This is a genomic window from Streptococcus sp. Marseille-Q6488 (assembly GCF_946902925.1).
Classification (GTDB): domain Bacteria; phylum Bacillota; class Bacilli; order Lactobacillales; family Streptococcaceae; genus Streptococcus.
The window spans coordinates 19,735-44,609 of sequence record NZ_CAMPPZ010000020.1 but is presented as its reverse complement, the minus strand read 5'-3'; the positions used below and the strand labels follow the sequence as shown (position 1 = coordinate 44,609).

The following is a 24,875-nucleotide window of genomic DNA, read 5'->3' as shown; positions in this document are numbered from 1 at the left end:
GATGGAAAGTTTACTTGTTCTATTATTGCTTGCCAACCTAGCTGGACTCTTTCTGATTTGGCAAAGGCAGGATAAGCAAGAAAAACACTTAAGCGAGAGCTTGGAGGATCAGGCAGATCATCTATCAGACCAGTTGGATTATCGCTTTGAGCAAGCCAGACAAGCCAGCCAGCTGGATCAAAAAGACTTGGAAGTGGCTGTCAGTGACCGTTTGCAAGAAGTGCGAATGGAATTGCACCAAGGTCTGACTCAGGTCCGTCAAGAAATGACAGATAATCTCCTCCAAACTAGAGATAAGACTGACCAACGCCTCCAAGCCCTGCAGGAATCAAATGAGCAACGCTTGGAACAAATGCGCCAAACGGTCGAGGAAAAACTAGAAAAGACCTTGCAGACGCGCTTGCAGGCTTCCTTTGAGACAGTTTCCAAACAACTGGAGTCGGTCAATCGTGGTCTGGGAGAAATGCAGACAGTTGCCCGCGATGTTGGTGCTCTCAACAAGGTTCTATCTGGAACCAAGACGCGAGGAATCCTGGGAGAATTGCAACTGGGGCAAATCATCGAAGACATCATGACTCCTGCCCAGTATGAACGAGAATATGCAACGGTTGAAAACTCCAGTGAACGAGTGGAGTACGCTATCAAGTTACCTGGGCAAGGCGACCAGGAATATGTCTACTTACCAGTTGACTCCAAGTTTCCATTGGAAGATTATTACCGCTTGGAAGAAGCCTATGAAGCAGGTGACAAGGACGAAATCGAACGCTGTCGTAAATCGCTTTTAGCAAGCGTCAAGCGCTTTGCTAAGGATATCAAGATCAAGTACATAGCACCACCTCGGACAACCAATTTTGGAGTTTTGTTTGTTCCGACAGAAGGTCTCTACTCAGAAATTGTCCGCAATCCGGTCTTCTTTGATGATTTGAGACGGGAGGAGCAGATTATTGTCGCAGGTCCAAGTACCCTGTCAGCTCTCCTCAATTCCCTATCAGTTGGCTTCAAAACTCTCAATATCCAAAAGAGTGCCGACCATATCAGTAAGACTCTTGCCAGCGTCAAGACCGAGTTTGGCAAGTTTGGTGGTATTCTGGTCAAGGCACAAAAGCATCTCCAACATGCCTCTGGCAATATTGATGAATTATTAAACCGTCGCACCACAGCTATCGAGCGGACGCTCCGTCACATTGAGTTGTCAGAAGGCGAGCCTGCGCTTGATCTACTCCATTTCCAAGAAAATGAGGAAGAATATGAAGATTAGTCACATGAAAAAAGATGAGCTGTTTGAAGGCTTTTACCTAATCAAATCAGCTGACCTGAGGCAAACTCGAGCTGGGAAAAACTACCTAGCCTTTACCTTCCAAGATGATAGTGGCGAGATTGATGGGAAGCTCTGGGATGCCCAACCTCATAACGTTGAGGCCTTTACCGCAGGTAAGGTTGTCCACATGAAAGGGCGCCGAGAAGTTTATAACAACACCCCTCAAGTCAATCAAATTACTCTCCGCCTACCTCAATCTGGCGAACCCAATGATCCAGCTGATTTCAAGGTCAAGTCACCAGTTGATGTTAAGGAAATCCGTGACTATATGTCGCAAATGATTTTTAAAATTGAAAATCCTGTTTGGCAACGGATTGTCCGAAATCTCTACACCAAGTATGATAAGGAATTCTACTCCTATCCAGCTGCCAAGACCAACCACCATGCCTTTGAAACGGGTTTGGCCTATCATACGGCAACCATGGTGCGTTTGGCAGATGCTATTAGCGAAGTCTATCCTCAGCTCAATAAGAGCCTGCTCTATGCGGGGATTATGCTGCATGACTTGGCTAAAGTCATTGAGTTGACGGGACCAGACCAGACTGAGTATACAGTGCGAGGTAATCTTCTTGGGCATATTGCTTTGATTGATAGCGAAATTACCAAGACAGTGATGGAACTTGGCATTGATGATACCAAGGAAGAAGTCGTTCTGCTTCGTCACGTCATCCTTAGTCACCACGGCTTGCTTGAGTATGGAAGCCCGGTCCGTCCACGCATTATGGAAGCAGAGATTATCCATATGATTGACAATCTGGATGCTAGCATGATGATGATGTCAACAGCTCTTGCTTTGGTGGATAAGGGAGAGATGACCAATAAAATCTTCGCTATGGACAATCGTTCCTTCTATAAACCAGATTTAGATTAATAATTTAAGAAAAATGAGCATTTTTTAGGACAAGAATGTTCGTTTTTTTATGTGAATATGGTATAATAAGTAAAAGACAAAAATGAATACTCTTCGAAAATCTCTTCAAACTAGGGTAACATCGCCTTGTCGTATGTATATATGTAGGTATATTACAGACTTTGTCAGTTCTATCGATAACCTCAAAACAGTGTTTTGAATCGTCAGCGACCAGCTTTCTAGTTTGCTTTTTGATTTTTTGAATAAAAATGGAATAGGAAATAGAAATGAAATTAAGAAGAAGTGATCGGATGGTTGTCATTTCCAACTATTTGATTAATAATCCTTATAAACTAACTAGTCTCAATACTTTTGCTGAAAAGTACGAATCTGCTAAATCATCCATCTCAGAAGATATCGTCATTATCAAACGCGCCTTTGAGGAAATTGAAATCGGCCACATCCAGACTGTAACTGGTGCTGGTGGTGGTGTCATTTTCACACCATCAATCTCAAGTCATGATGCCAAGGAAATGGTTGAGGACTTACGTGCCAAGTTGTCAGAAAGTGACCGTATCTTGCCAGGTGGCTATATCTACCTGTCTGATTTGCTTAGTACACCAGCCATCTTGAAAAATATTGGTCGCATTATTGCCAAGAGCTTTATGGACCAAAAGATTGATGCGGTTATGACAGTAGCGACCAAGGGTGTTCCACTTGCAAATGCAGTTGCCAATGTCCTCAATGTTCCTTTTGTTATTGTGCGCCGTGACCTGAAAATTACCGAAGGTTCAACTGTCAGCGTCAACTATGTATCCGGTTCAAGTGGTGACCGTATTGAGAAAATGTTCCTTTCAAAACGCAGTCTCAAGGCAGGCAGTCGTGTCTTGATTGTGGATGACTTCTTGAAAGGCGGAGGAACTGTCAACGGGATGATCAGTCTCTTGCGTGAGTTTGATTCAGAATTGGCAGGTGTAGCGGTCTTTGCGGACAATGCCCAAGAAGAACGCGAAAAGCAGTTTGACTACAAGTCACTCTTGAAGGTAACCAATATTGATGTCAAGAACCAAGCTATCGATGTTGAGGTTGGTAATATCTTTGACGAAGATAAATAAGAAATAGAACTAAAGGTTGGAACGATTGTCCCAGCCTTTCTTTGCAAATAGAATAGAAGGAAACTTATGAAAACACCATTTATCAATAAAAAAGACTTGGAAAAGATTGTTGCCGAGTTCCCAACTCCTTTTCACTTGTATGATGAGAAGGGGATTCGTGAGAAGGCAAGGGCCGTCAACCAAGCCTTTTCGTGGAACAAGGGCTTTAAGGAATATTTTGCAGTTAAGGCTACTCCAACCCCAGCTATTTTGAAAATTCTTCAAGAGGAAGGTTGTGGTGTGGACTGCTCTAGTTATGTGGAGCTTTTGATGAGTCATAAACTGAATTTTCCAGGTTCTGAGATTATGTTCTCTTCAAACAATACGCCAGATAAGGAATATGCCTATGCGCGTGAATTGGGTGCGACCATTAACTTGGATGCCTTTGAAGATATTGAACATCTGGAGCGAGCAGCAGGCATTCCAGAAATTATCTCTTGTCGTTACAATCCTGGTGGCGTTTTTGAGCTAGGAACAGACATTATGGACAATCCTGGAGAAGCCAAGTTTGGCATGACCAAGGACCAGCTCTTTGAAGCCTTTGTCATCTTGAAGGAAAAAGGAGCCAAGACTTTTGGGATTCACTCCTTTCTAGCATCCAATACCGTCACCCAACTCTACTATCCAGAGTTGGCGCGTCAGCTTTTTGAATTGGCTGTTGAAATTAAGGAAAAGTTGGGCATTTCGCTAGACTTTATCAATCTTTCTGGCGGTATTGGTGTCAATTATCGTCCTGACCAGGAGCCGAACGATATTGCCTTGATTGGTGAGGGAGTTCGTAAGGTGTATGAAGAGGTTCTTACGCCAGCAGGTCTTGGTCAGGTTAAGATTTATACCGAATTGGGTCGTTTTATGTTAGCCCCTCACGGTGCTTTGGTCACAAGAGTCACTCATAAGAAGAAAACCTACCGTACCTATCTGGGTGTGGATGCATCAGCAGTCAATCTTATGCGTCCAGCTATGTACGGAGCCTACCATCATATTACTAATGTGACCCATCCAGATGGACCAGCTGAAGTGGTAGATGTGGTTGGTTCACTCTGTGAAAACAATGATAAATTTGCAGTGAATCGCGAACTGCCTCATACAGAAATCGGTGATTTGCTGGTCATTCATGATACAGGTGCCCATGGTTTTTCAATGAGCTACCAGTACAACGCCAAACTTCGCTCTGCGGAAATCCTTTATACTGAAGAAGGAAAAGCCCGTCAAATCCGCCGTGCAGAGCGCCCTGAGGACTATTTTGCAACCTTGTATGGCTTTGATTTTGAAGAATAAAATGATAAGTCATTGAAAATGAAATTGAAAAACAGATTGCTTTCTAAAAAATAGGCAAAAATCTTGTTTTTCCTTCAAGTCGTGATATAATAAAACTATAAAACGTTTTCAAGGAAGGTAACGATATGTCTGAAGAAACAATTGATTATGGACAAGTGACAGGAATGGTGCATTCGACAGAAAGCTTTGGGTCAGTAGATGGGCCTGGTATTCGCTTTATTGTCTTTTTGCAGGGCTGTCACATGCGTTGCCAGTATTGCCACAACCCTGACACTTGGGCTATGGAGTCCAATAAGTCACGTGAACGGACGGTAGATGATGTCTTGACAGAGGCCTTGCGCTACCGCGGTTTCTGGGGAAATAAGGGTGGGATTACAGTCAGTGGAGGAGAAGCCCTCTTGCAGATTGATTTCTTGATTGCCCTCTTTACCAAGGCTAAGGAACAAGGAATCCACTGTACTTTGGACACCTGTGCCCTTCCTTTCCGTAATAAACCACGTTACCTTGAAAAGTTTGACAAACTCATGGCTGTCACTGACTTGGTTCTCTTGGATATCAAGGAAATCAACGAAGAACAGCACAAAATTGTCACTAGCCAAACAAATAAAAATATCTTGGCTTGTGCCCAGTATCTATCAGATATTGGAAAGCCTGTCTGGATTCGCCACGTGCTAGTTCCAGGTTTGACAGATAGAGATGATGACTTGATTGAACTTGGTAAGTTCGTCAAGACCCTCAAAAATGTTGATAAGTTTGAAATTCTACCATATCATACCATGGGTGAGTTTAAATGGCGTGAATTGGGAATTCCATACTCACTTGAAGGAGTCAAACCACCAACAGCAGACCGCGTCAAGAACGCTAAACAACTCATGGATACCGAAAGTTATCAAGATTATATGAAACGTGTACATGGATAAAAAAGAAGCCTGATGGAAACATCGGGCTTTTGACTTGCAAAAAGACTTAGCAAACCAGCTAAGCCTTTTTCTTCTTATCTCGAACGTTGTTTTCCAGCGTTGCGATTTTTGTGTTTTTTCTTGCTTGTGATAGCAGTTGGTTGTTCGGGGGTAACGTCTTTTCGTCCACTTGGTGTAGAGAAAGAACTTGCTTTTGGTGGGTTCTTGGCTAGTTCTTCACGGACTTTTTTGCGAAGTTTTGGACGAACGATATAGTTGACGATAAATTGTTGGAGAATCATCATGAAACCACCGACAACCCAGTAAAGTGTGACACTAGCTGGTGAGAAGAGGGAGAAGACGACAATCATGAGTGGGCTCATGTAAATCATTTTCTTGATTTGTTCTCTTTGCGTTTCGTCTTCTACTCCGTGAAGTGAAAGGAGCGATTGAAGATAGTAAAGGACACCAGCACAGGCAACCAAAATCATACTTGGAGAACCTAGAGGAATTCCTAGGTAGCTTGCTTGAGCAACCCCTTCAGTATGTTGGGCAGCAAAGTAGATAGCGGAGAAGAAAGGCATTTGAAGGAGGATAGGGAAACATCCTACACCGCCAAACATGCTGATACCGTGCTCTTTTTGAGCAGCAAAGAGAGCTTGTTGGGCTTCGAGTTTTTCTTCTTGAGTAGTCGCTTCCTTGAGACGCGTTTGGTGTGGCTCAAGGACGTGCTTGAGGGCGTTCATCTTTTCAGAGTGAAGCGTTGCCTTCCATGATTGGTAGATACCAAGTGGCAAGATAATCAAGCGCACGATAATGGTTACGATGATGATAGCGACACCAAAGCCTAGACCTTGATCAGTAGCGAAGTACTTGATAGCTTCAGCCATAGGCGCTCCGATGGTATTCCAAATAAATCCTGTCGGCTGACCTGTGGTTTTATCGACATTGACACAGCCAGTCAAGACAAGCAACATAGCCACTCCCATAGCTGAGAGTGCAAAACGTTTAATAGATTTCACTGTTTTTATTCCTTCTTTAAAAATTATACCTTTCTATTCTACTGTTTTTTTACAAAATATACAATAGTTCTAGAGACCTAATTTGCGATTTTAAAGTCAGAGTAGGGAGGAAAGTTGCTTAGTTTGATATCTAAGTAGCTGACTTTTGAAAAAGGTGTGGGTCCTTTGCGGATTTTTTGGATAAATTTTGCCATGATAGCAGATGAGTCTGCTTGGGCTAAGATTTCCACTGTGCCATCGTCGTTATTCCATACTCGGCCTGTGATGCCACCAATTTCAAGTGCCAGGCTGTAAACACCCCAACGAAAGCCGACTCCCTGCACCCTACCTTGGGCAATCATTCTAACCTTTTGCATACCAAACCCCTTTGATTGTGTTATAATATTTCTATGACTATTATAACCTCAAAAGCCAATTCTGTGGTAAAAAATGCCAAGAAATTACACCAAAAAAAATACCGCAAGTCTGCTTATTTGATTGAAGGCTGGCACTTGTTTGAAGAAGCTGTTCAAGCTGGAGTAACGATTGAGAAAATCTTTGCCCTAGAAAATTACCGAAATCAGTTAGCCTCGTTTCCGCAAACTGTCTGGGTGTCAGAGGATATTTTGCTAGATTTGGCGGATTCTCAGACTCCACAAGGAATTGTTGCCGTGGTTCAAAAAGAAGAAGTAGGACAAGCTGACTTTAGACAGGGCAAGTTCTTGTTTTTGGAAGATGTGCAAGATCCTGGGAATGTGGGAACGATCATTCGGACTGCGGATGCAGCAGGTTTTACTGGAGTAATTGTTTCAGATAAATCGGCAGATATATACAGTCTCAAGACTCTACGTTCCATGCAAGGCAGTCATTTTCATCTGCCTATTTACCGGATGTCGAGCCAAGCGATTCTCGAGAAAGCTAAAAAGGTAGCTATCCCAGTGCTAGCCACAACCCTATCTAAAGATTCTGTTGATTACAGAGAACTGCCTTCTATAGAAAATTTTGTACTAGTTATGGGAAATGAGGGTCAAGGAATTAGTCCCCTCATGGCTGAAAGTGCAGACCAGTTGGTTCACATTAGTATGAAGGGGCAGGCGGAGAGTTTGAATGTTGCGGTTGCAGCCGGTATTTTAATCTTCCATTTAAGCTAATTTTAACTTTTTTTGTTATAATCAAGGAAAGATGTTCATAGAAAAGGAGAAAAGGATGAATCACACTATTATACATGACCGTGCAGGTCTCAATCAATTTTACGCTAAGGTTTATGCCTTTGTTGGTCTGGGAATCGGACTATCTGCTTTGGTATCAGGCCTTATGTTGACGGTCTTTCAGTCTCAGTTAGTTTACTTTTTGATGCAGGGGCGTCTCTGGTTGACCATTGCTACTTTTGCGGAGTTGGCCTTGGTTTTCGTTGCCAGTAGTATGGCTTCAAGAAATAGTCCAGCTGCTCTTCCAGTATTTTTACTTTACTCCGTTTTAAACGGCTTTACACTTAGTTTTGTGGTGGCTTTCTATACTCCGGGTACAGTTTTATCTGCCTTTGTATCGAGCGCCCTTCTCTTCTTTGTCATGGCGGCAGTCGGTATCTTCACCAAGAAAGACTTGAGTGGGATTGGTCGAGCGATGATGGCAGCTCTCATTGGTTTACTGATTGCTATGGTAGTCAATATTTTCTTGGCTAGTGGTTTCTTTGATTATATGATTAGCGTGGCCATGGTCTTGGTCTTCTCAGGGTTGATTGCTTGGGATAACCAAAAGATTCGCCTTGCTTATGAACAATCACAAGGTCGTGTAGCGACAGGTTGGGTTGTGTCAATGGCTCTCAGCATCTATCTTGATTTTATCAATCTTTTCCTAAGTATTCTACGTATCTTCGGTCGCAATGACTAAAAGGTCTATGAAATCAGTGTTTTGAGTGACACTGATTTTTTTAAATTTTCTCTTTTCTTTTCTTGGAAATAGGTGTATAATGCTTTTAACTAATTTTTGAGGAGTAGTTTATGAAGAAAAGTTTTATCCATCAACAAGAAGAAATTTCCTTTGTCAAAAACACTTTTACCCAGTATTTGAAAGATAAGTTAGAAGTTGTCGAAGTTCAAGGTCCTATCTTGAGCAGGGTCGGCGACGGGATGCAGGACAACTTATCAGGTGTTGAGAATGCCGTATCGGTCAAGGTTCTCCAAATCCCTGATGCTACTTATGAAGTGGTGCATTCGCTTGCAAAATGGAAACGCCATACCTTGGCTCGTTTTGGTTTCGGTGAAGGTGAAGGTCTTTTCGTCCACATGAAGGCCCTTCGTCCGGACGAAGACTCGTTGGATGCGACCCACTCTGTTTATGTTGACCAGTGGGACTGGGAGAAAGTTATCCCAAATGGTAAACGGAATATCGCTTATCTAAAAGAAACAGTTGAGAAGATTTACAAGGCTATTCGCCTGACTGAGCTAGCTGTTGAAGCCCGTTATGACATCGAGTCTATCTTGCCAAAACAAATCACCTTTATCCACACAGAAGAGTTGGTAGAACGCTACCCAGATTTGACACCGAAAGAACGTGAAAATGCTATTTGTAAAGAATTTGGCGCTGTCTTCTTGATTGGTATCGGTGGTGAATTACCAGACGGTAAACCGCACGATGGACGTGCACCAGACTACGATGACTGGACAAGTGAGTCTGAAAATGGCTACAAGGGTCTAAATGGTGATATTCTTGTCTGGAATGAGTCTTTAGGTGGAGCCTTTGAGTTGTCTTCTATGGGGATTCGTGTAGATGAAGAAACCCTTCGCCGTCAGGTAGAAATCACTGGTGATGAGGACCGTTTAGAATTGGAATGGCACAAGGCTTTGTTGAATGGCCTATTCCCATTGACAATCGGTGGAGGAATTGGACAATCTCGGATGGCCATGTTCCTACTTCGCAAGAAACACATCGGAGAAGTGCAAACAAGTGTTTGGCCTCAAGAAGTTCGCGATACTTACGAAAATATTTTGTAGAGAATCGAACCGCAAGGTTCGGTTTTCTTTCTCTTTTTGCCTATAATTTGGTATAATAAACGGTATGAAAATCGTATCAGGAATCTATGGGGGACGTCCCCTCAAGACACTAGAAGGCAAGACGACAAGACCTACTTCGGATAAGGTTAGGGGAGCCATTTTTAACATGATTGGTCCCTACTTTGAGGGGGGACGAGTCTTGGACCTGTATGCAGGTAGTGGTGGTTTATCTATCGAGGCAGTATCGCGTGGTATGTCCAGCGCTGTTTTGGTGGAGCGAGACCGTAAGGCTCAGGCTATCGTGGCTGAAAATATTCAGATGACCAAGGAAGTTGGAAAATTTCAACTCCTCAAGATGGATGCAGAAAGGGCATTGGAACAGGTATCTGGGGAATTTGACCTCATTTTCTTAGACCCTCCTTATGCCAAGGAACAAATCGTAGCAGATATTGAAAAAATGGCTGAGAGGGAGCTTTTTTCTGAAGATGTCATGGTCGTGTGTGAGACGGATAAGGCCGTTGAACTTCCAGAAGAAATTGCCTGCCTGGGCATCTGGAAGGAAAAGATTTATGGAATTAGTAAGGTGACAGTCTATGTCAGATAAGATTGGCTTATTCACAGGCTCATTTGATCCGATGACAAATGGGCATCTGGATATGATTGAACGGGCTAGCAAACTCTTTGATAAGCTCTATGTCGGTATTTTTTTTAATCCCCACAAACAGGGATTTCTCCCTATCGAAAATCGTAAACGGGGGTTAGAAAAGGCTGTGAAACATTTGGAAAATGTTGAAGTTGTGTCTTCTCATGATGAATTGGTGGTTGATGTCGCAAAAAGACTGGGAGCTACTTGCCTGGTGCGGGGTTTGAGGAATGCGGTGGATTTGCAATATGAAGCCAGTTTTGATTACTACAACCATCAGCTGTCTCCTGATATGGAGACTATTTATTTACATAGCCGACCTGAACATCTCTATATCAGTTCATCCGGTGTTAGAGAGCTTTTGAAGTTTGGTCAGGATGTTGCTTGCTATGTTCCTGAGAGTATTTTGGAGGAAATAAGAAATGAAAAAAAAGATTAGATGGCCCTTATATGTCATTGCGGCCTTGATTGTGACCTTCTTGGCATTTGTAGTGCCCTTGCCATACTATATAGAGGTTCCAGGTGGTTCGGAAGATATTCGCCAAGTCCTCAAAATCAATGACACAGAAGATCAGGCGGCTGGTGCCTATCACTTTGTTACGGTTGGTGTCCAGCATGCCACATTAGCTCATATGGTTTATGCTTGGTTGACGCCTTTTACAGATATTCGTAGTGCCCAGGAGACCACAGGTGGTTCTTCCGATGTTGAATTTATGCGGATCAATCAATTCTACATGCAGACATCGCAAAATATGGCCAAGTATCAAGGGCTAAAAACAGCTGGTAAGGATATTGAACTTAAATACCTTGGGGTTTATGTCTTGACTGTGACGGATAATTCGACCTTTAAAGGGATTCTCAACATCTCCGATACGGTCACAGCAGTCAATGATCAAACCTTTGACAGTTCCAAAGACTTGATTGATTACGTCAATTCTCAAAAACTAGGGGACTCCGTCAAGGTCACCTATGAAGAGGATGGGCAAACCAAGTCCGCAGAAGGTAAGATTATCACCTTGGAAAATGGCAAAAATGGAATTGGAATCGGCTTGATTGACCGTACAGAAGTAACCAGTGATGTCCCAATTCGCTTTTCAACAGCTGGTATCGGCGGACCAAGTGCTGGTCTCATGTTTAGTCTAGCTATCTATACTCAAATAGCTCACCCAGGTCTTCGTAATGGTCGTATTGTTGCCGGTACAGGAACCATTGACCGTGATGGGAATGTGGGGGACATTGGTGGTATTGATAAGAAAGTTGTAGCTTCGGCTAGAGAAGGTGCCGCTATTTTCTTTGCCCCTGATAATCCTGTTAGCGAAGAAGAACAAAAAGCACACCCGGACGCGAAAAACAACTACCAAACAGCCCTAGAAGCAGCTAAAACAATCAAGACAGATATGAAAATTGTGCCAGTTAAAACCCTACAGGATGCAATTGATTACTTGAAAAACAATCCCTAATTTCTAAGGGAAGTTTCCAAACTAGCGCACAAACAGAGAAGATGGTATAATAGTCAAATGGTTCAATTATTATTCACTCTAAGCAGTCACATGCTCTTTATTTATGTGAGTTTTTACCTTTTAAAGGATCTTGTTAGATGGGAAAAGGTTTTAAAAGTGACAACTGAGAATACAGGAAAAGTTCGTTTACTAGTAGCCTTTTTCAGCATTGTCATGGGCTACATCCTGAGTTCTTTCTTTATCAGCCTGTATCAGTTGTGGCAAGAAGCGCTTAGAAGATTATTATAAAATCAAGAGTAAAGGAAACGAGTATGGACAAAATTGTGGTTCAAGGTGGCGATAATCGTCTGGTAGGAAGTGTAAGCATCGAAGGAGCAAAGAATGCAGTCTTGCCCTTGTTGGCAGCGACTATTCTAGCAAGTGAAGGAAAGACAGTCTTACAGAATGTACCGATCTTGTCGGATGTCTTTATTATGAATCAGGTGGTTCGTGGTTTGAATGCCAAGGTTGACTTTGATGAGGAAGCCCATCTTGTTGAGGTGGATGCTACTGGCGACATCACTGAGGAAGCCCCTTATAAGTATGTCAGCAAGATGCGCGCCTCCATTGTTGTATTAGGGCCAATCCTTGCCCGTGTGGCTCATGCCAAGGTATCCATGCCAGGTGGTTGTACGATTGGTAGTCGCCCTATTGATCTTCATTTGAAAGGTCTAGAAGCTATGGGGGCTAAGATTAGTCAGACAGCTGGTTATATCGAAGCCAAGGCTGATCGCTTACATGGTGCCCATATCTATATGGATTTTCCAAGTGTTGGTGCTACGCAGAACTTGATGATGGCAGCGACTCTGGCTGATGGGGTCACAGTGATTGAAAATGCTGCGCGTGAGCCTGAGATTGTTGACTTAGCCATTCTCCTTAATGAGATGGGAGCCAAGGTCAAAGGTGCTGGTACAGAGACTATTACCATTACTGGTGTTGAGAAACTTCATGGTACGACTCACAATGTAGTCCAAGACCGTATCGAAGCAGGAACCTTTATGGTAGCTGCTGCTATGACTGGTGGTGATGTCTTGATTAAAGACGCTGTTTGGGAGCACAACCGTCCCTTGATTGCCAAATTGCTTGAAATGGGAGTGGAAGTGACGGAGGAGACGGAAGGAATTCGCGTTCGCTCACAACTAGAAAATCTAAAAGCTGTTCATGTAAAAACCTTGCCCCACCCAGGATTTCCAACAGATATGCAGGCCCAATTTACAGCCTTGATGACCGTCGCAAAAGGGGAATCAACTATGGTGGAGACAGTCTTCGAAAATCGTTTCCAACATCTAGAAGAAATGCGTCGCATGGGCTTGCACTCGGAGATTATCCGTGATACAGCTCGTATTGTTGGTGGGCAACCTTTGCAGGGAGCGGAAGTTCTTTCTACTGACCTTCGTGCCAGTGCAGCCTTGATTTTGACAGGTTTGGTAGCACAAGGAGAAACTGTAGTTGGTAAATTGGTTCACTTGGATAGAGGTTATTACCGTTTTCATGAGAAGTTAGCGCAGTTGGGCGCTAAGATTCAGCGGATTGAGGCAAGTGATGAAGATGAATAAGAAATCAAGCTACGTAGTCAAGCGTTTACTTTTAGTCATCATAGTACTGATTTTAGGTGTTTTAGCCCTAGGAATCGGTCTAATGGTAGGTTATGGAATCTTGGGCAAGGGTCAAGATCCATGGGCCATCCTGTCTCCAGCAAAATGGCAGGAATTGATTCATAAATTTACAGGAAATTAGGCTGGGAGACCAGTCTTTTTCTAAAGATGAGGAGAAATATGAACAAAAAAACAAGACAGACACTGATTGGTTTGCTAGTGTTATTGCTCTTATCTGCGGGGAGCTATTATATTAAGCAGACTGAACTAGGAAATCAGGCTGCTAAGACAAAAATGAGTCAGAAAAGTCAATCACCAGACGCGCCTGGTCAAGCATTGGCAGAAAGCGTCTTAACAGATGCAGTCAAAAGCCAAATAAAAGGGAGTCTTGAGTGGAACGGATCAGGTGCTTTTATCGTCAATGGTAATAAAACAAACCTAAATGCCAAGGTTTCAAGTAAGCCCTACGCTGATAATAAAACAAAGACAGTGGGCAAGGAGACCGTACCAACCGTAGCTAATGCCCTCTTGTCTAAGGCCACTCGCCAGTACAAGAATCGTGAAGAAACTGGGAATGGTTCGACTTCTTGGACTCCTCCAGGTTGGCATCAGGTCAAGAATCTAAAGGGCTCTTATACCCATGCAGTTGATAGAGGTCATTTGTTAGGCTATGCCTTAATCGGTGGTTTGGATGGTTTTGATGCCTCGACAAGCAATCCTAAAAACATTGCTGTTCAGACAGCCTGGGCAAATCAGGCACAAGCCGAGGATTCGACTGGTCAAAACTACTATGAAAGCAAGGTGCGTAAAGCCTTGGACCAAAACAAGCGTGTCCGTTACCGTGTAACCCTTTACTACGCTTCGAATGAGGATTTAGTTCCCTCAGCTTCACAGATTGAAGCCAAGTCTTCAGACGGAGAATTGGAATTCAATGTTCTAGTTCCCAATGTTCAAAAGGGACTTCAACTGGATTACCGAACTGGAGAAGTAACTGTAACTCAGTAAAAGATAAGATAAACTCCTATGTCACTTGTGGATGTAGGGGTTCTTTTTTGGACAATTTAAGTAGAACTAGAATAGACACTGAGAAAAAATAATATGTACTGAGCTAATTTTTGTGATATAATAAGTGACAAGATACTATTTTAGGAGAAGAACTATGGAAGACCCAAGTAGTCAGAATTTGTTGCTACAATTTGTTTTATTGTTTATCTTGACGGTATTAAATGCCTTTTTCTCAGCCACAGAAATGGCCATGGTTTCTCTTAATCGTGCGCGGGTTGAACAAAAGGCGGAAGAAGGAGACAGACGCTACATCCGCCTGCTGAAGGTACTAGAAAATCCTAACCACTTTTTATCAACCATTCAGGTGGGAATCACCCTGATTACAATCTTATCAGGGGCGAGTTTAGCTGATACTCTAGGACGTGTGATTGCCTCTTGGCTTGGGAATGGCGAAACAGCACAAGCCGTGGCAACTTTTCTATCCTTGGCATTTTTGACCTATATTTCCATCGTTTTTGGGGAATTATATCCTAAGAGAATCGCTCTTAATCTAAAGGATGCCTTGGCCATTCGTACAGCGCCGGTTATCATTGGGATCGGAAAACTAGTCAGTCCTTTTGTTTGGCTTTTAGCTGCTTCGACCAATTTCTTGAGCCATTTGACTCCTATGTCATTCGATGATGCGGATGAAAAGATGACCCGTGATGAAATTGCCTATATGCTGACAAATAGTGAAGAAACATTGGATGCTGATGAGATTGAGATGCTACAAGGTGTCTTTTCGCTCGATGAACTGATGGCGCGAGAGGTTATGGTTCCTCGAACGGATGCCTTTATGGTGGATATTCAGGATGATAGTCAAGCCATTATCCAAAGTATTTTAAAACAAAATTATTCTCGTATCCCGGTTTACGATGGGGATAAGGACAATGTGATTGGAATCATTCATACCAAGAGTCTCCTTAAGGCTGGTTTTGTGGACGGTTTTGATAATATTGTTTGGAAGAGAATTTTACAAGATCCACTTTTTGTACCTGAAACTATTTTTGTGGATGACTTGCTAAAAGAATTGCGAAATACCCAAAGACAAATGGCAATCTTGCTAGATGAATACGGTGGTATGGCTGGTTTGGTGACCTTGGAAGACCTTTTAGAGGAAATTGTTGGGGAAATTGATGATGAAACGGACAAGGCAGCAATAGATGTTCATCAGATTGGTGAGGATACCTACATTGTTCAAGGAACTATGACCCTCAATGATTTCAATAATTACTTTGATGTTGAACTGGAAAGTGATGACGTTGATACCATCGCTGGTTATTATTTGACAGGAATTGGAACCATTCCAACGACTGAGAAACTCAGCTATGAATTGGTCAGCCAAAACAAACAGCTTATCTTAACCAATGATAAAGTGAAAAATGGACGTGTTACCAAGGTAAAAGTTCAAATTACCGAAGTCGAAATAGAAGAAGAAACAGAGTAAACTAGAGGCTTTTGTCACCAGGCGTGACGAAGCTTTTTTCAGTTGATTTCATGAGGGAATTATGTCATGGAAAGAACTTTGTCCCAAAAGTTTTTTAAAGTTATCCTTTTTTATCATGAGATAAAAATAAAAAAGCCCTATTTTACGGGCTTTTTGTCTTGATAAATTCCGATAAATTCGGTATTGAAAGGCGGTAGACGGATTTGAACCGACGATCAAGCTTTTGCAGAGCCGTGCCTTACCACTTGGCTATACCGCCTTAACGTTTATTATTATACCTTGAAAATCATTCTCAGTCAATAGTTTTTTCAGTTTTTTGTACCATAGTGTGATTCGAATGTGATGCCAAGTTTTCTATGGGAAAAAATTACCAAAAAACTACTGAATCCCCTTGAAAAATCTAGCTAATTAGGGTATAATATAAATAATCATTTGTCGTAGGTTTTGTCTGAAATATTGTCCAGACAAGGCTCACAGCAGTTAAATCTTCTGAAAAAGTCAGATTTAGCTGCTCTTTTTGTGCTTTTTTTCAGTATTTTGAGTATTTGTAACAAAGGCTTAAAGATTCTGAAAATTCATCAAGAGGACACGGTGATAGGGGTTTTACAACCATATGACGATTAGAAAAGCCTGATTGACAAGGCTTGGAACTTATTTACAAAGGAGAATCATCTTGGCAGGACATGACGTTCAATACGGGAAACATCGTACCCGTCGTAGTTTTTCAAGAATCAAAGAAGTTCTTGACTTACCAAATTTGATTGAAATTCAAACTGACTCATTCAAAGATTTCCTAGACCACGGTCTTAAGGAAGTGTTTGAAGATGTATTGCCAATTTCAAACTTCACAGACACAATGGAGTTGGAATTTGTTGGATATGAAATCAAGGAACCAAAATACACGCTAGAAGAAGCTCGTATCCACGATGCTAGCTACTCAGCACCAATTTTTGTAACCTTCCGCTTGATCAATAAAGAAACAGGCGAAATCAAAACCCAAGAAGTTTTCTTTGGTGATTTCCCAATCATGACTGAAATGGGTACCTTCATCATCAATGGTGGTGAACGTATCATCGTATCTCAGTTGGTCCGCTCACCAGGTGTTTACTTTAACGATAAAGTTGATAAAAATGGTAAAGTGGGCTACGGTTCAACTGTTATCCCTAACCGTGGAGCTTGGTTGGAACTTGAAAGCGACTCTAAAGACATCGCCTACACTCGTATCGACCGTACTCGTAAGATTCCATTTACAACCTTGGTTCGTGCCCTTGGTTTCTCAGGTGATGATGAAATCTTTGATATCTTTGGTGACAGCGAATTGGTTCGCAACACTGTTGAAAAAGATATCCACAAGAACCCAATGGACTCTCGTACCGACGAAGCCTTGAAAGAAATTTACGAACGCCTTCGTCCAGGTGAGCCTAAGACTGCTGAAAGCTCACGTAGCTTACTTGTAGCTCGTTTCTTTGACCCACGTCGCTATGACTTAGCAGCAGTTGGTCGTTACAAGATCAATAAAAAACTCAATGTTAAAACACGTTTGCTTAATCAAACCATTGCAGAGCCATTGGTAGACCCTGAAACTGGAGAAATCTTGGTAGAAGCTGGTACAATCATGACTCGTAGTGTGATTGAAAGCATTGAAAGCCATTTGGATGGCGACTTGAACAAGATTGTCTACATTCCAAATGATGCAGCGGTTGTGACTGAGCCAGTTGTTCTTCAAAAGTTCAAGGTTGTTGCACCAACGGATCCAGACCGTGTCGTAACAATCATCGGTAATGCTAATCCAGATGACAAGGTTCGTACGGTGACTCCTGCAGATATCCTTGCTGAGATGAGCTACTTCCTCAACTTGGCTGAAGGACTTGGCCGTGTAGATGATATCGACCACCTTGGAAACCGTCGTATCCGTGCGGTTGGTGAATTGCTTGCCAACCAAGTACGCCTTGGACTTTCTCGTATGGAACGTAATGTCCGTGAACGTATGTCTGTTCAGGATAATGAAGTCTTGACACCACAACAAATTATCAATATCCGTCCTGTAACAGCTGCGGTTAAAGAATTCTTTGGTTCATCACAGTTGTCACAGTTCATGGACCAACACAACCCACTTTCTGAGTTGTCTCACAAACGCCGTTTGTCAGCCTTAGGGCCTGGTGGTTTGACACGTGACCGTGCTGGATATGAAGTACGTGACGTGCACTACACTCACTACGGTCGTATGTGTCCAATCGAGACACCTGAAGGACCTAACATCGGTTTGATTAACAACTTGTCATCTTACGGACATTTGAACAAGTATGGTTTTGTTCAAACACCATACCGTAAAGTTGACCGTGAAACAGGTGTTGTTACCAACGAAATCGTTTGGTTGACAGCCGATGAAGAAGATGAATTTACTGTAGCACAGGCTAATTCTCGTCTGAATGAAGATGGAACATTTGCTGAGAAGATTGTCATGGGACGTCACCAAGGGGTTAACCAAGAGTATCCAGCTAATATTGTTGACTACATGGACGTTTCACCAAAACAGGTAGTTGCCGTTGCGACAGCATGTATTCCTTTCTTGGAAAACGATGACTCCAACCGTGCCCTCATGGGAGCCAACATGCAACGTCAGGCTGTGCCATTGATCAATCCTCAAGCACCTTACGTTGGTACTGGTATGGAATACCAAGCAGCCCACGATTCAGGAGCTGCTGTGATTGCTCAGTATGATGGTAAAGTTACTTACGCAGATGCTGACAAGGTAGAAGTTCGTCGTGAAGATGGTTCATTGGACGTTTACCACATCCAAAAATTCCGTCGTTCAAACTCAGGTACTGCTTACAACCAACGCACGCTTGTTAAAGTTGGCGATGTCGTTGAAAAAGGCGATTTCATCGCTGATGGACCTTCTATGGAAAATGGAGAAATGGCGCTTGGACAGAACCCAATCGTTGCCTACATGACTTGGGAAGGTTACAACTTCGAGGATGCCGTTATCATGAGCGAACGCTTGGTGAAAGACGATGTTTATACATCTGTCCACCTTGAAGAATACGAATCAGAAACGCGCGATACAAAGCTTGGGCCTGAAGAAATCACTCGCGAAATTCCAAACGTTGGTGAAGATGCCCTTAAAGACCTTGACGAGATGGGGATTATCCGTATCGGTGCTGAGGTTAAAGAAGGTGATATCCTTGTAGGTAAAGTAACACCTAAGGGTGAGAAAGACCTTTCAGCTGAAGAACGTCTCTTGCACGCTATCTTCGGAGATAAATCTCGTGAAGTGCGTGATACTTCTCTTCGTGTACCACACGGTGCCGATGGTGTCGTTCGTGATGTTAAGATCTTTACACGTGCAAATGGAGATGAATTGCAATCAGGTGTTAATATGCTGGTTCGCGTCTACATCGCTCAAAAACGTAAGATCAAGGTCGGAGATAAGATGGCCGGACGTCACGGAAATAAAGGGGTTGTCTCTCGTATCGTTCCTGTAGAAGACATGCCTTATCTTCCAGATGGAACTCCAGTCGACATCATGTTGAACCCACTTGGGGTGCCATCACGTATGAATATCGGTCAGGTTATGGAGCTTCACCTTGGTATGGCAGCTCGTACTCTTGGTATTCACATCGCAACACCAGTCTTTGACGGAGCAAGTTCTGAAGACCTTTGGTCAACTGTTAAAGAAGCAGGTATGGATAGTGATGCTAAAACAATCCTTTACGATGGACGTACTGGTGAACCGTTTGATAACCGTGTGTCAGTTGGTGTCATGTACATGATCAAACTCCACCACATGGTCGATGATAAATTGCACGCTCGTTCAGTCGGACCTTACTCAACCGTTACTCAACAACCACTCGGAGGTAAAGCTCAGTTTGGTGGACAACGTTTCGGTGAGATGGAGGTTTGGGCTCTTGAAGCCTACGGTGCCTCAAATGTCCTTCAAGAAATCTTGACTTACAAGTCTGACGATATCAACGGACGTTTGAAAGCTTATGAAGCCATTACAAAAGGAAAACCAATTCCAAAACCAGGTGTTCCAGAATCCTTCCGAGTTCTTGTCAAAGAATTGCAATCTCTTGGTCTTGACATGCGTGTCCTAGACGAAGATGACCAAGAAGTGGAACTTCGTGACTTGGATGAAGGAATGGACGAAGATGTCATCCACGTAGATGACCTTGAAAAAGCCCGCGAAAAAGCAGCACAAGAGGCTAAAGCAGCCTTTGAAGCTGAAGAAGCTGAAAAAGCAACAAAAGCGGAAGCAACAGAAGAAGCTGCTGAACAAGAATAAGCAGTTCACTTAGAATAGAAAGGGAAGAAATAGTGGTTGATGTAAATCGTTTTAAAAGTATGCAAATAACCCTAGCTTCTCCAAGTAAAGTCCGTTCATGGTCTTATGGAGAAGTCAAAAAACCTGAAACAATCAATTACCGTACTTTGAAACCAGAACGTGAAGGACTCTTCGATGAAGTCATCTTTGGTCCTACAAAAGACTGGGAATGTGCTTGTGGTAAGTACAAACGCATTCGTTACAGAGGGATTGTTTGTGACCGCTGTGGGGTTGAAGTAACGCGTACAAAAGTTCGTCGTGAGCGTATGGGGCATATCGAATTGAAAGCTCCTGTATCTCACATCTGGTACTTCAAGGGGATTCCAAGTCGTATGGGCTTGACCCTTGATATGAGCCCTCGTGCCCTCGAGGAAGTTATCTACTTTGCGGCTTATGTGGTGATTGATCCTAAGGATACACCACTGGAGCACAAGTCTATCATGACAGAGCGCGAATACCGTGAGCGCTTGCGTGAATATGGTTATGGATCATTCGTTGCCAAGATGGGTGCCGAAGCCATCCAAGACCTTTTGAAACAAGTAGATCTTGAAAAAGAAATTGCTGAACTCAAAGAAGAGTTGAAAACAGCTACTGGACAAAAACGTGTCAAAGCTATCCGTCGTTTGGATGTTTTGGATGCCTTTTACAAGTCTGGAAACAAACCTGAATGGATGATTCTCAACATCCTTCCAGTTATTCCACCAGATCTTCGTCCAATGTTGCAGTTGGATGGTGGCCGTTTTGCCTCATCTGACTTGAATGACCTTTACCGTCGTGTTATCAACCGTAACAACCGTTTGGCTCGTTTGCTTGAGTTGAATGCACCAGGTATCATCGTTCAAAATGAGAAGCGTATGCTTCAAGAAGCGGTTGACGCTTTGATTGACAATGGTCGTCGTGGTCGTCCAATCACAGGACCAGGTAGCCGTCCGCTGAAATCATTGAGCCACATGCTTAAAGGTAAACAAGGACGTTTCCGTCAAAACTTGCTCGGTAAACGTGTTGACTTCTCAGGACGTTCCGTTATCGCCGTTGGTCCAACACTTAAGATGTACCAATGTGGTGTGCCACGTGAAATGGCGATCGAGCTCTTTAAACCATTCGTCATGCGTGAAATTGTCGCTCGTGACATCGTGCAAAACGTGAAAGCAGCTAAACGCTTGGTCGAACGTGGAGATGAGCGTATCTGGGATATTCTTGAAGAAGTGATCAAAGAACACCCAGTACTTTTGAACCGCGCACCGACCCTTCACCGTTTGGGTATCCAAGCCTTCGAGCCAGTCTTGATTGATGGTAAGGCCCTTCGCTTGCACCCGCTTGTCTGTGAAGCCTACAATGCCGACTTTGACGGGGACCAAATGGCCATCCACGTACCGCTTTCAGAAGAAGCCCAAGCAGAAGCTCGTATCTTGATGCTCGCTGCTGAGCACATCTTGAACCCGAAAGATGGTAAACCAGTTGTTACTCCATCTCAGGACATGGTTTTGGGTAACTACTACTTGACCATGGAAGAAGCTGGTCGTGAAGGTGAAGGAATGGTCTTCAAAGACCGTGACGAAGCGGTTATGGCTTACCGTAATGGTTATGTTCACCTTCACTCACGTGTTGGTATCGCAACAGACAGCCTCAACAAGCCTTGGACAGAAGAGCAAAAACACAAGGTATTGCTTACAACAGTTGGTAAAATCCTCTTCAACGACATCATGCCAGAGGGTCTACCATACTTGCAAGAACCAAACAATGCCAACTTGACAGAAGGCGTTCCAGCTAAATACTTCTTGCCACTTGGTGGAGATATCAAGGAAGCAATCAGCAATCTTGAACTTAACCCTCCATTCAAGAAGAAAAACCTTGGAAATATCATCGCTGAAATCTTCAAACGTTTCCGTACGACAGAAACTTCTGCCCTACTTGACCGCATGAAGAACCTCGGTTACCATCACTCAACTCTTGCAGGATTGACAGTGGGTATTGCCGATATCCCAGTCGTTGATGACAAGGCTGAAATCATTGAAGAATCACACAAACGTGTAGAACAAATCACAAAACAATTCCGTCGTGGTATGATTACAGACGACGAGCGTTACAATGCTGTTACAGCTGAATGGCGTGCTGCCCGTGAAAAACTTGAGAAACGCTTGATTGCCAACCAAGATCCTAAGAACCCAATCGTTATGATGATGGACTCTGGAGCCCGTGGTAACATCTCAAACTTCTCACAGCTTGCCGGTATGCGTGGTCTGATGGCTGCTCCGAACGGACGTATCATGGAATTGCCAATCCTTTCAAACTTCCGCGAAGGTTTGTCGGTATTGGAAATGTTCTTCTCAACTCACGGTGCGCGTAAAGGTATGACCGATACGGCCCTTAAGACAGCCGACTCAGGTTACTTGACTCGTCGTTTGGTTGACGTTGCCCAAGATGTTATCATCCGTGAGGACGACTGTGGAACTGACCGTGGTCTCTTGATCCGCTCTATCGCAGAAGGAAAAGAGATGATCGAGTCTCTCGAAGAGCGTCTCAATGGTCGTTACACTAAGAAAACTGTTAAACATCCAGAAACTGGTGCAGTTATTATCGGTCCAAATGAGTTGATTACAGAAGACAAGGCGCGTGAAATTGTCAATGCTGGTGTAGAAGAAGTAACTATCCGTTCCGTATTTACATGTAACACTCGTCACGGTGTCTGCCGTCACTGTTACGGTATCAACTTGGCGACTGGTGATGCGGTTGAAGTTGGTGAAGCAGTTGGTACAATCGCTGCCCAATCTATCGGGGAACCTGGTACACAGCTTACAATGCGTACCTTCCACACGGGTGGGGTTGCCTCAAATACCGACATCACTCAGGGTCTTCCTCGTGTCCAAGAAATCTTTGAAGCTCGCAATCCTAAAGGGGAAGCGGTTATCACAGAGGTTAAAGGACAGGTTACAGCTATCGAAGAAGATGCATCAACTCGTACTAAGAAAGTCTTTGTTAAGGGTGAAACTGGCGAAGGTGAATACGTCGTTCCATTTACAGCTCGTATGCGTGTTGAAGTTGGAGACCAAGTAGCGCGTGGTGCTGCTCTTACAGAAGGTTCTATCCAACCCAAACGTCTCCTTGCAGTTCGCGATGTCTTGTCAGTTGAAACTTACCTTCTCGGTGAAGTACAAAAAGTTTACCGTAGCCAAGGGGTAGAAATCGGTGACAAACACATCGAGGTAATGGTTCGTCAAATGATCCGTAAAGTCCGTGTCATGGATCCAGGTGACACAGATCTTCTCATGGGTACCCTCATGGATATCAATGACTTTACAGATGCCAACAAAGATGTCCTTATCGCAGGTGGAGTTCCAGCGACAGGTCGCCCAGTTCTTATGGGAATTACCAAAGCATCACTTGAAACCAACAGTTTCTTGTCAGCGGCTTCCTTTCAGGAAACAACTCGTGTCCTTACTGACGCAGCTATCCGCGGTAAGAAAGACCATCTCCTTGGACTTAAAGAAAATGTTATCATCGGTAAGATCATCCCAGCAGGTACTGGTATGGCCCGTTACCGTAACCTTGAACCACATGCTATCAACGAAGAAGAATACCTTAACCCTCCAGTAGAGGAAGAAGGAAATGAAGAAACAACAGAAGTAGTTGTGGATGCTGCCGTTGAAACTGTGGAAGAAACAGTAGAATAAAAGAGAATGAGAGAGCCTTCGGGTTCTCTTTCTCTTTTCTGAAAACTTTCTCCATTTTTCCATGAAATGTGGTAAAATAGTACTCAATGAAAATCAAAGAGCAAACTAGGAAACTAGCCGCAGGTTGCTCAAAACACTGCTTTGAGGTTGTGGATAGAACTGACGAAGTCAGTAACCATACCTACGACAAGGCGACGTTGACGTGGTTTGAAGAGATTTTCGAAGAGTATAAAAAAAAGAAGCTGACAAAGGAGACGGGGATGGAACAAACATTTTTTATCATTAAACCAGACGGTGTAAAAAGAGGGCTAGTTGGTGAAGTGTTGAAACGTATCGAACAACGTGGTTTTACAATCGAAAAATTGGAGTTGCGTTCACAGGTTTCAGAAGAGTTAATTGACCAGCACTATCAGGACTTGGTTGGTCAAAGTTTTTACCCACCGATTCGTGAATTTATGACTTCAGGATCAATCCTTGTAGGTATCATTTCTGGTCCCAAAGTAATCGAAACTTGGCGGACTATGATGGGGGCAACTCGTCCAGAAGAAGCTTTACCAGGAACTATTCGAGGTGATTTTGCAAAAGCTGCTGGAGAAAACCAAGCTATCCAAAATGTTGTACATGGATCAGATTCAGAAGAGTCAGCTAAGCGAGAAATTGCTCTTTGGTTTTAAGAGTGGATTGGCTCAATCAATTGGTTAAAAGCTCATTTGAATAGAAAGTATAGTCAATTAGTTTAAGACATGACGCATAATATCAAATTTTTAGTTTTTGATATGGTGCGTTTTTTGATTAAGTGACTATTAGTTCGTCTCGCTCCGTTAGGTGCGAGACGAAAAAAACACCCGCTATGCGGGTGCGCGTCGAAGGTTATACCAAAAAAACTCCAAATGCGATACAATAAAGGTGTTCAAGCCAATTGTAAAGCGAAAGGAGAAAAATATGGCACAAAAGGTTCTTTTGTCCAGTTCTTGTTTCAATTGACTATATTTTTATACTTTTTCTTCCTTTCTCTGTGAAAATCGCAAGTTTTTCCCACTTTTTCTCAATACTGAAACAACATCTTTCCAGAACTTCAATAATTTCTTTTTGTGTTAAATCATTATTTAACTCAATCTTTGGAGGCAATACGTTTTCAAAGCTACTTTTTTACCATAGG

At 43.0% G+C, this 24,875-nt stretch carries 21 protein-coding genes and 1 tRNA gene; 19 read left to right on the top strand and 3 right to left on the bottom strand.

Annotated features, from left to right (window positions below; translation table 11 throughout):
* Window position 1 precedes the first annotated feature (1 nt).
* From rmuC to pflA, 5 genes are all read left to right on the top strand, one after another.
* Entirely contained in the window at window positions 2-1,258 is a 1,257-nt protein-coding gene (gene rmuC / locus OVN23_RS09270; RefSeq protein WP_267241012.1) for a DNA recombination protein RmuC, read from the top strand.
* Entirely contained in the window at window positions 1,248-2,189 is a 942-nt protein-coding gene (locus OVN23_RS09265; RefSeq protein WP_267241011.1) for a 3'-5' exoribonuclease YhaM family protein, read from the top strand. Before rmuC ends, OVN23_RS09265 begins: the two co-directional genes overlap by 11 nt.
* A gap of 266 nt (window positions 2,190-2,455) precedes the next feature.
* Window positions 2,456-3,283 carry a pur operon repressor gene (gene purR / locus OVN23_RS09260; RefSeq protein ID WP_004238844.1) on the top strand — a complete coding sequence of 276 codons (828 nt, stop codon included), beginning with the start codon at window positions 2,456-2,458 and terminating at the stop codon, window positions 3,281-3,283.
* 66 nt (window positions 3,284-3,349) lie between these two features.
* Complete coding sequence (locus OVN23_RS09255) at window positions 3,350-4,600, top strand: diaminopimelate decarboxylase (protein WP_267241010.1); 1,251 nt, start codon at window positions 3,350-3,352, stop codon at window positions 4,598-4,600.
* A gap of 125 nt (window positions 4,601-4,725) precedes the next feature.
* Complete coding sequence (gene pflA, locus OVN23_RS09250) at window positions 4,726-5,520, top strand: pyruvate formate-lyase-activating protein (protein WP_001288289.1); 795 nt, start codon at window positions 4,726-4,728, stop codon at window positions 5,518-5,520.
* A 74-nt stretch (window positions 5,521-5,594) separates the two neighbouring features.
* On the opposite strand, the gene yidC is transcribed toward pflA, so the two are convergent.
* Both yidC and OVN23_RS09240 read right to left on the bottom strand, forming a co-directional pair.
* On the bottom strand, window positions 5,595-6,521 hold the full coding sequence (gene yidC, locus OVN23_RS09245) for a membrane protein insertase YidC (RefSeq protein WP_267241009.1): 927 nt from the start codon (window positions 6,519-6,521) through the stop codon (window positions 5,595-5,597).
* Between the two features lie 77 nt (window positions 6,522-6,598).
* Window positions 6,599-6,877, bottom strand: a complete 279-nt coding sequence (locus OVN23_RS09240) for an acylphosphatase (protein WP_267241008.1) — start codon at window positions 6,875-6,877, stop codon at window positions 6,599-6,601.
* A gap of 33 nt (window positions 6,878-6,910) precedes the next feature.
* On the opposite strand from OVN23_RS09240, the gene OVN23_RS09235 reads away from it, so the two are divergent.
* From OVN23_RS09235 to OVN23_RS09185, 11 genes are all read left to right on the top strand, one after another.
* The gene (locus OVN23_RS09235; protein WP_267241007.1) at window positions 6,911-7,651 is read left to right on the top strand and encodes a TrmH family RNA methyltransferase; all 741 of its coding nucleotides are present in this window, start codon (window positions 6,911-6,913) and stop codon (window positions 7,649-7,651) included.
* A gap of 55 nt (window positions 7,652-7,706) precedes the next feature.
* Window positions 7,707-8,390, top strand: a complete 684-nt coding sequence (locus OVN23_RS09230; protein WP_001016913.1) for a Bax inhibitor-1 family protein — start codon at window positions 7,707-7,709, stop codon at window positions 8,388-8,390.
* A 110-nt stretch (window positions 8,391-8,500) separates the two neighbouring features.
* On the top strand, window positions 8,501-9,493 hold the full coding sequence (gene asnA / locus OVN23_RS09225) for an aspartate--ammonia ligase (RefSeq protein ID WP_000748005.1): 993 nt from the start codon (window positions 8,501-8,503) through the stop codon (window positions 9,491-9,493).
* Between the two features lie 64 nt (window positions 9,494-9,557).
* Window positions 9,558-10,097 carry a 16S rRNA (guanine(966)-N(2))-methyltransferase RsmD gene (gene rsmD / locus OVN23_RS09220; RefSeq protein ID WP_000706954.1) on the top strand — a complete coding sequence of 180 codons (540 nt, stop codon included), beginning with the start codon at window positions 9,558-9,560 and terminating at the stop codon, window positions 10,095-10,097.
* Window positions 10,087-10,575: a pantetheine-phosphate adenylyltransferase gene (gene coaD / locus OVN23_RS09215; protein ID WP_261060069.1), complete on the top strand. Its 489-nt coding sequence runs from the start codon at window positions 10,087-10,089 to the stop codon at window positions 10,573-10,575. The genes rsmD and coaD overlap by 11 nt, the downstream gene beginning before the upstream one ends.
* Complete coding sequence (locus OVN23_RS09210) at window positions 10,559-11,596, top strand: SepM family pheromone-processing serine protease (protein ID WP_267241006.1); 1,038 nt, start codon at window positions 10,559-10,561, stop codon at window positions 11,594-11,596. The genes coaD and OVN23_RS09210 overlap by 17 nt, the downstream gene beginning before the upstream one ends.
* Window positions 11,597-11,653: 57 nt before the next feature.
* Window positions 11,654-11,884, top strand: a complete 231-nt coding sequence (locus OVN23_RS09205) for a DUF1146 family protein (RefSeq protein WP_080554170.1) — start codon at window positions 11,654-11,656, stop codon at window positions 11,882-11,884.
* 23 nt (window positions 11,885-11,907) lie between these two features.
* Window positions 11,908-13,191: a UDP-N-acetylglucosamine 1-carboxyvinyltransferase gene (gene murA, locus OVN23_RS09200; protein ID WP_267241005.1), complete on the top strand. Its 1,284-nt coding sequence runs from the start codon at window positions 11,908-11,910 to the stop codon at window positions 13,189-13,191.
* Entirely contained in the window at window positions 13,184-13,372 is a 189-nt protein-coding gene (locus OVN23_RS09195; protein WP_025169706.1) for a DNA-directed RNA polymerase subunit beta, read from the top strand. Before murA ends, OVN23_RS09195 begins: the two co-directional genes overlap by 8 nt.
* A 38-nt stretch (window positions 13,373-13,410) precedes the next feature.
* A complete protein-coding gene (locus OVN23_RS09190; RefSeq protein WP_267241004.1) occupies window positions 13,411-14,235 on the top strand; it encodes a DNA/RNA non-specific endonuclease in 825 nt (274 codons plus the stop codon).
* A gap of 154 nt (window positions 14,236-14,389) precedes the next feature.
* Window positions 14,390-15,721: a hemolysin family protein gene (locus tag OVN23_RS09185; protein ID WP_267241003.1), complete on the top strand. Its 1,332-nt coding sequence runs from the start codon at window positions 14,390-14,392 to the stop codon at window positions 15,719-15,721.
* 188 nt (window positions 15,722-15,909) lie between these two features.
* Here the strand turns inward: OVN23_RS09185 and OVN23_RS09180 are convergent.
* A tRNA-Cys gene (locus tag OVN23_RS09180) sits at window positions 15,910-15,980 on the bottom strand.
* Window positions 15,981-16,394: 414 nt separating this feature from the next.
* Here OVN23_RS09180 and rpoB point away from each other — a divergent pair.
* The 3 genes from rpoB (at window position 16,395) to ndk (ending at window position 24,390) form a co-directional block, all read left to right on the top strand.
* Entirely contained in the window at window positions 16,395-20,006 is a 3,612-nt protein-coding gene (gene rpoB / locus OVN23_RS09175) for a DNA-directed RNA polymerase subunit beta (RefSeq protein WP_267241002.1), read from the top strand.
* Between the two features lie 32 nt (window positions 20,007-20,038).
* Window positions 20,039-23,716 (top strand): DNA-directed RNA polymerase subunit beta', encoded by a 3,678-nt coding sequence (gene rpoC / locus OVN23_RS09170; RefSeq protein WP_000228745.1) that lies wholly within the window; start codon window positions 20,039-20,041, stop codon window positions 23,714-23,716.
* Between the two features lie 260 nt (window positions 23,717-23,976).
* Entirely contained in the window at window positions 23,977-24,390 is a 414-nt protein-coding gene (ndk, locus tag OVN23_RS09165; protein WP_173253219.1) for a nucleoside-diphosphate kinase, read from the top strand.
* Window positions 24,391-24,875 lie beyond the last annotated feature (485 nt).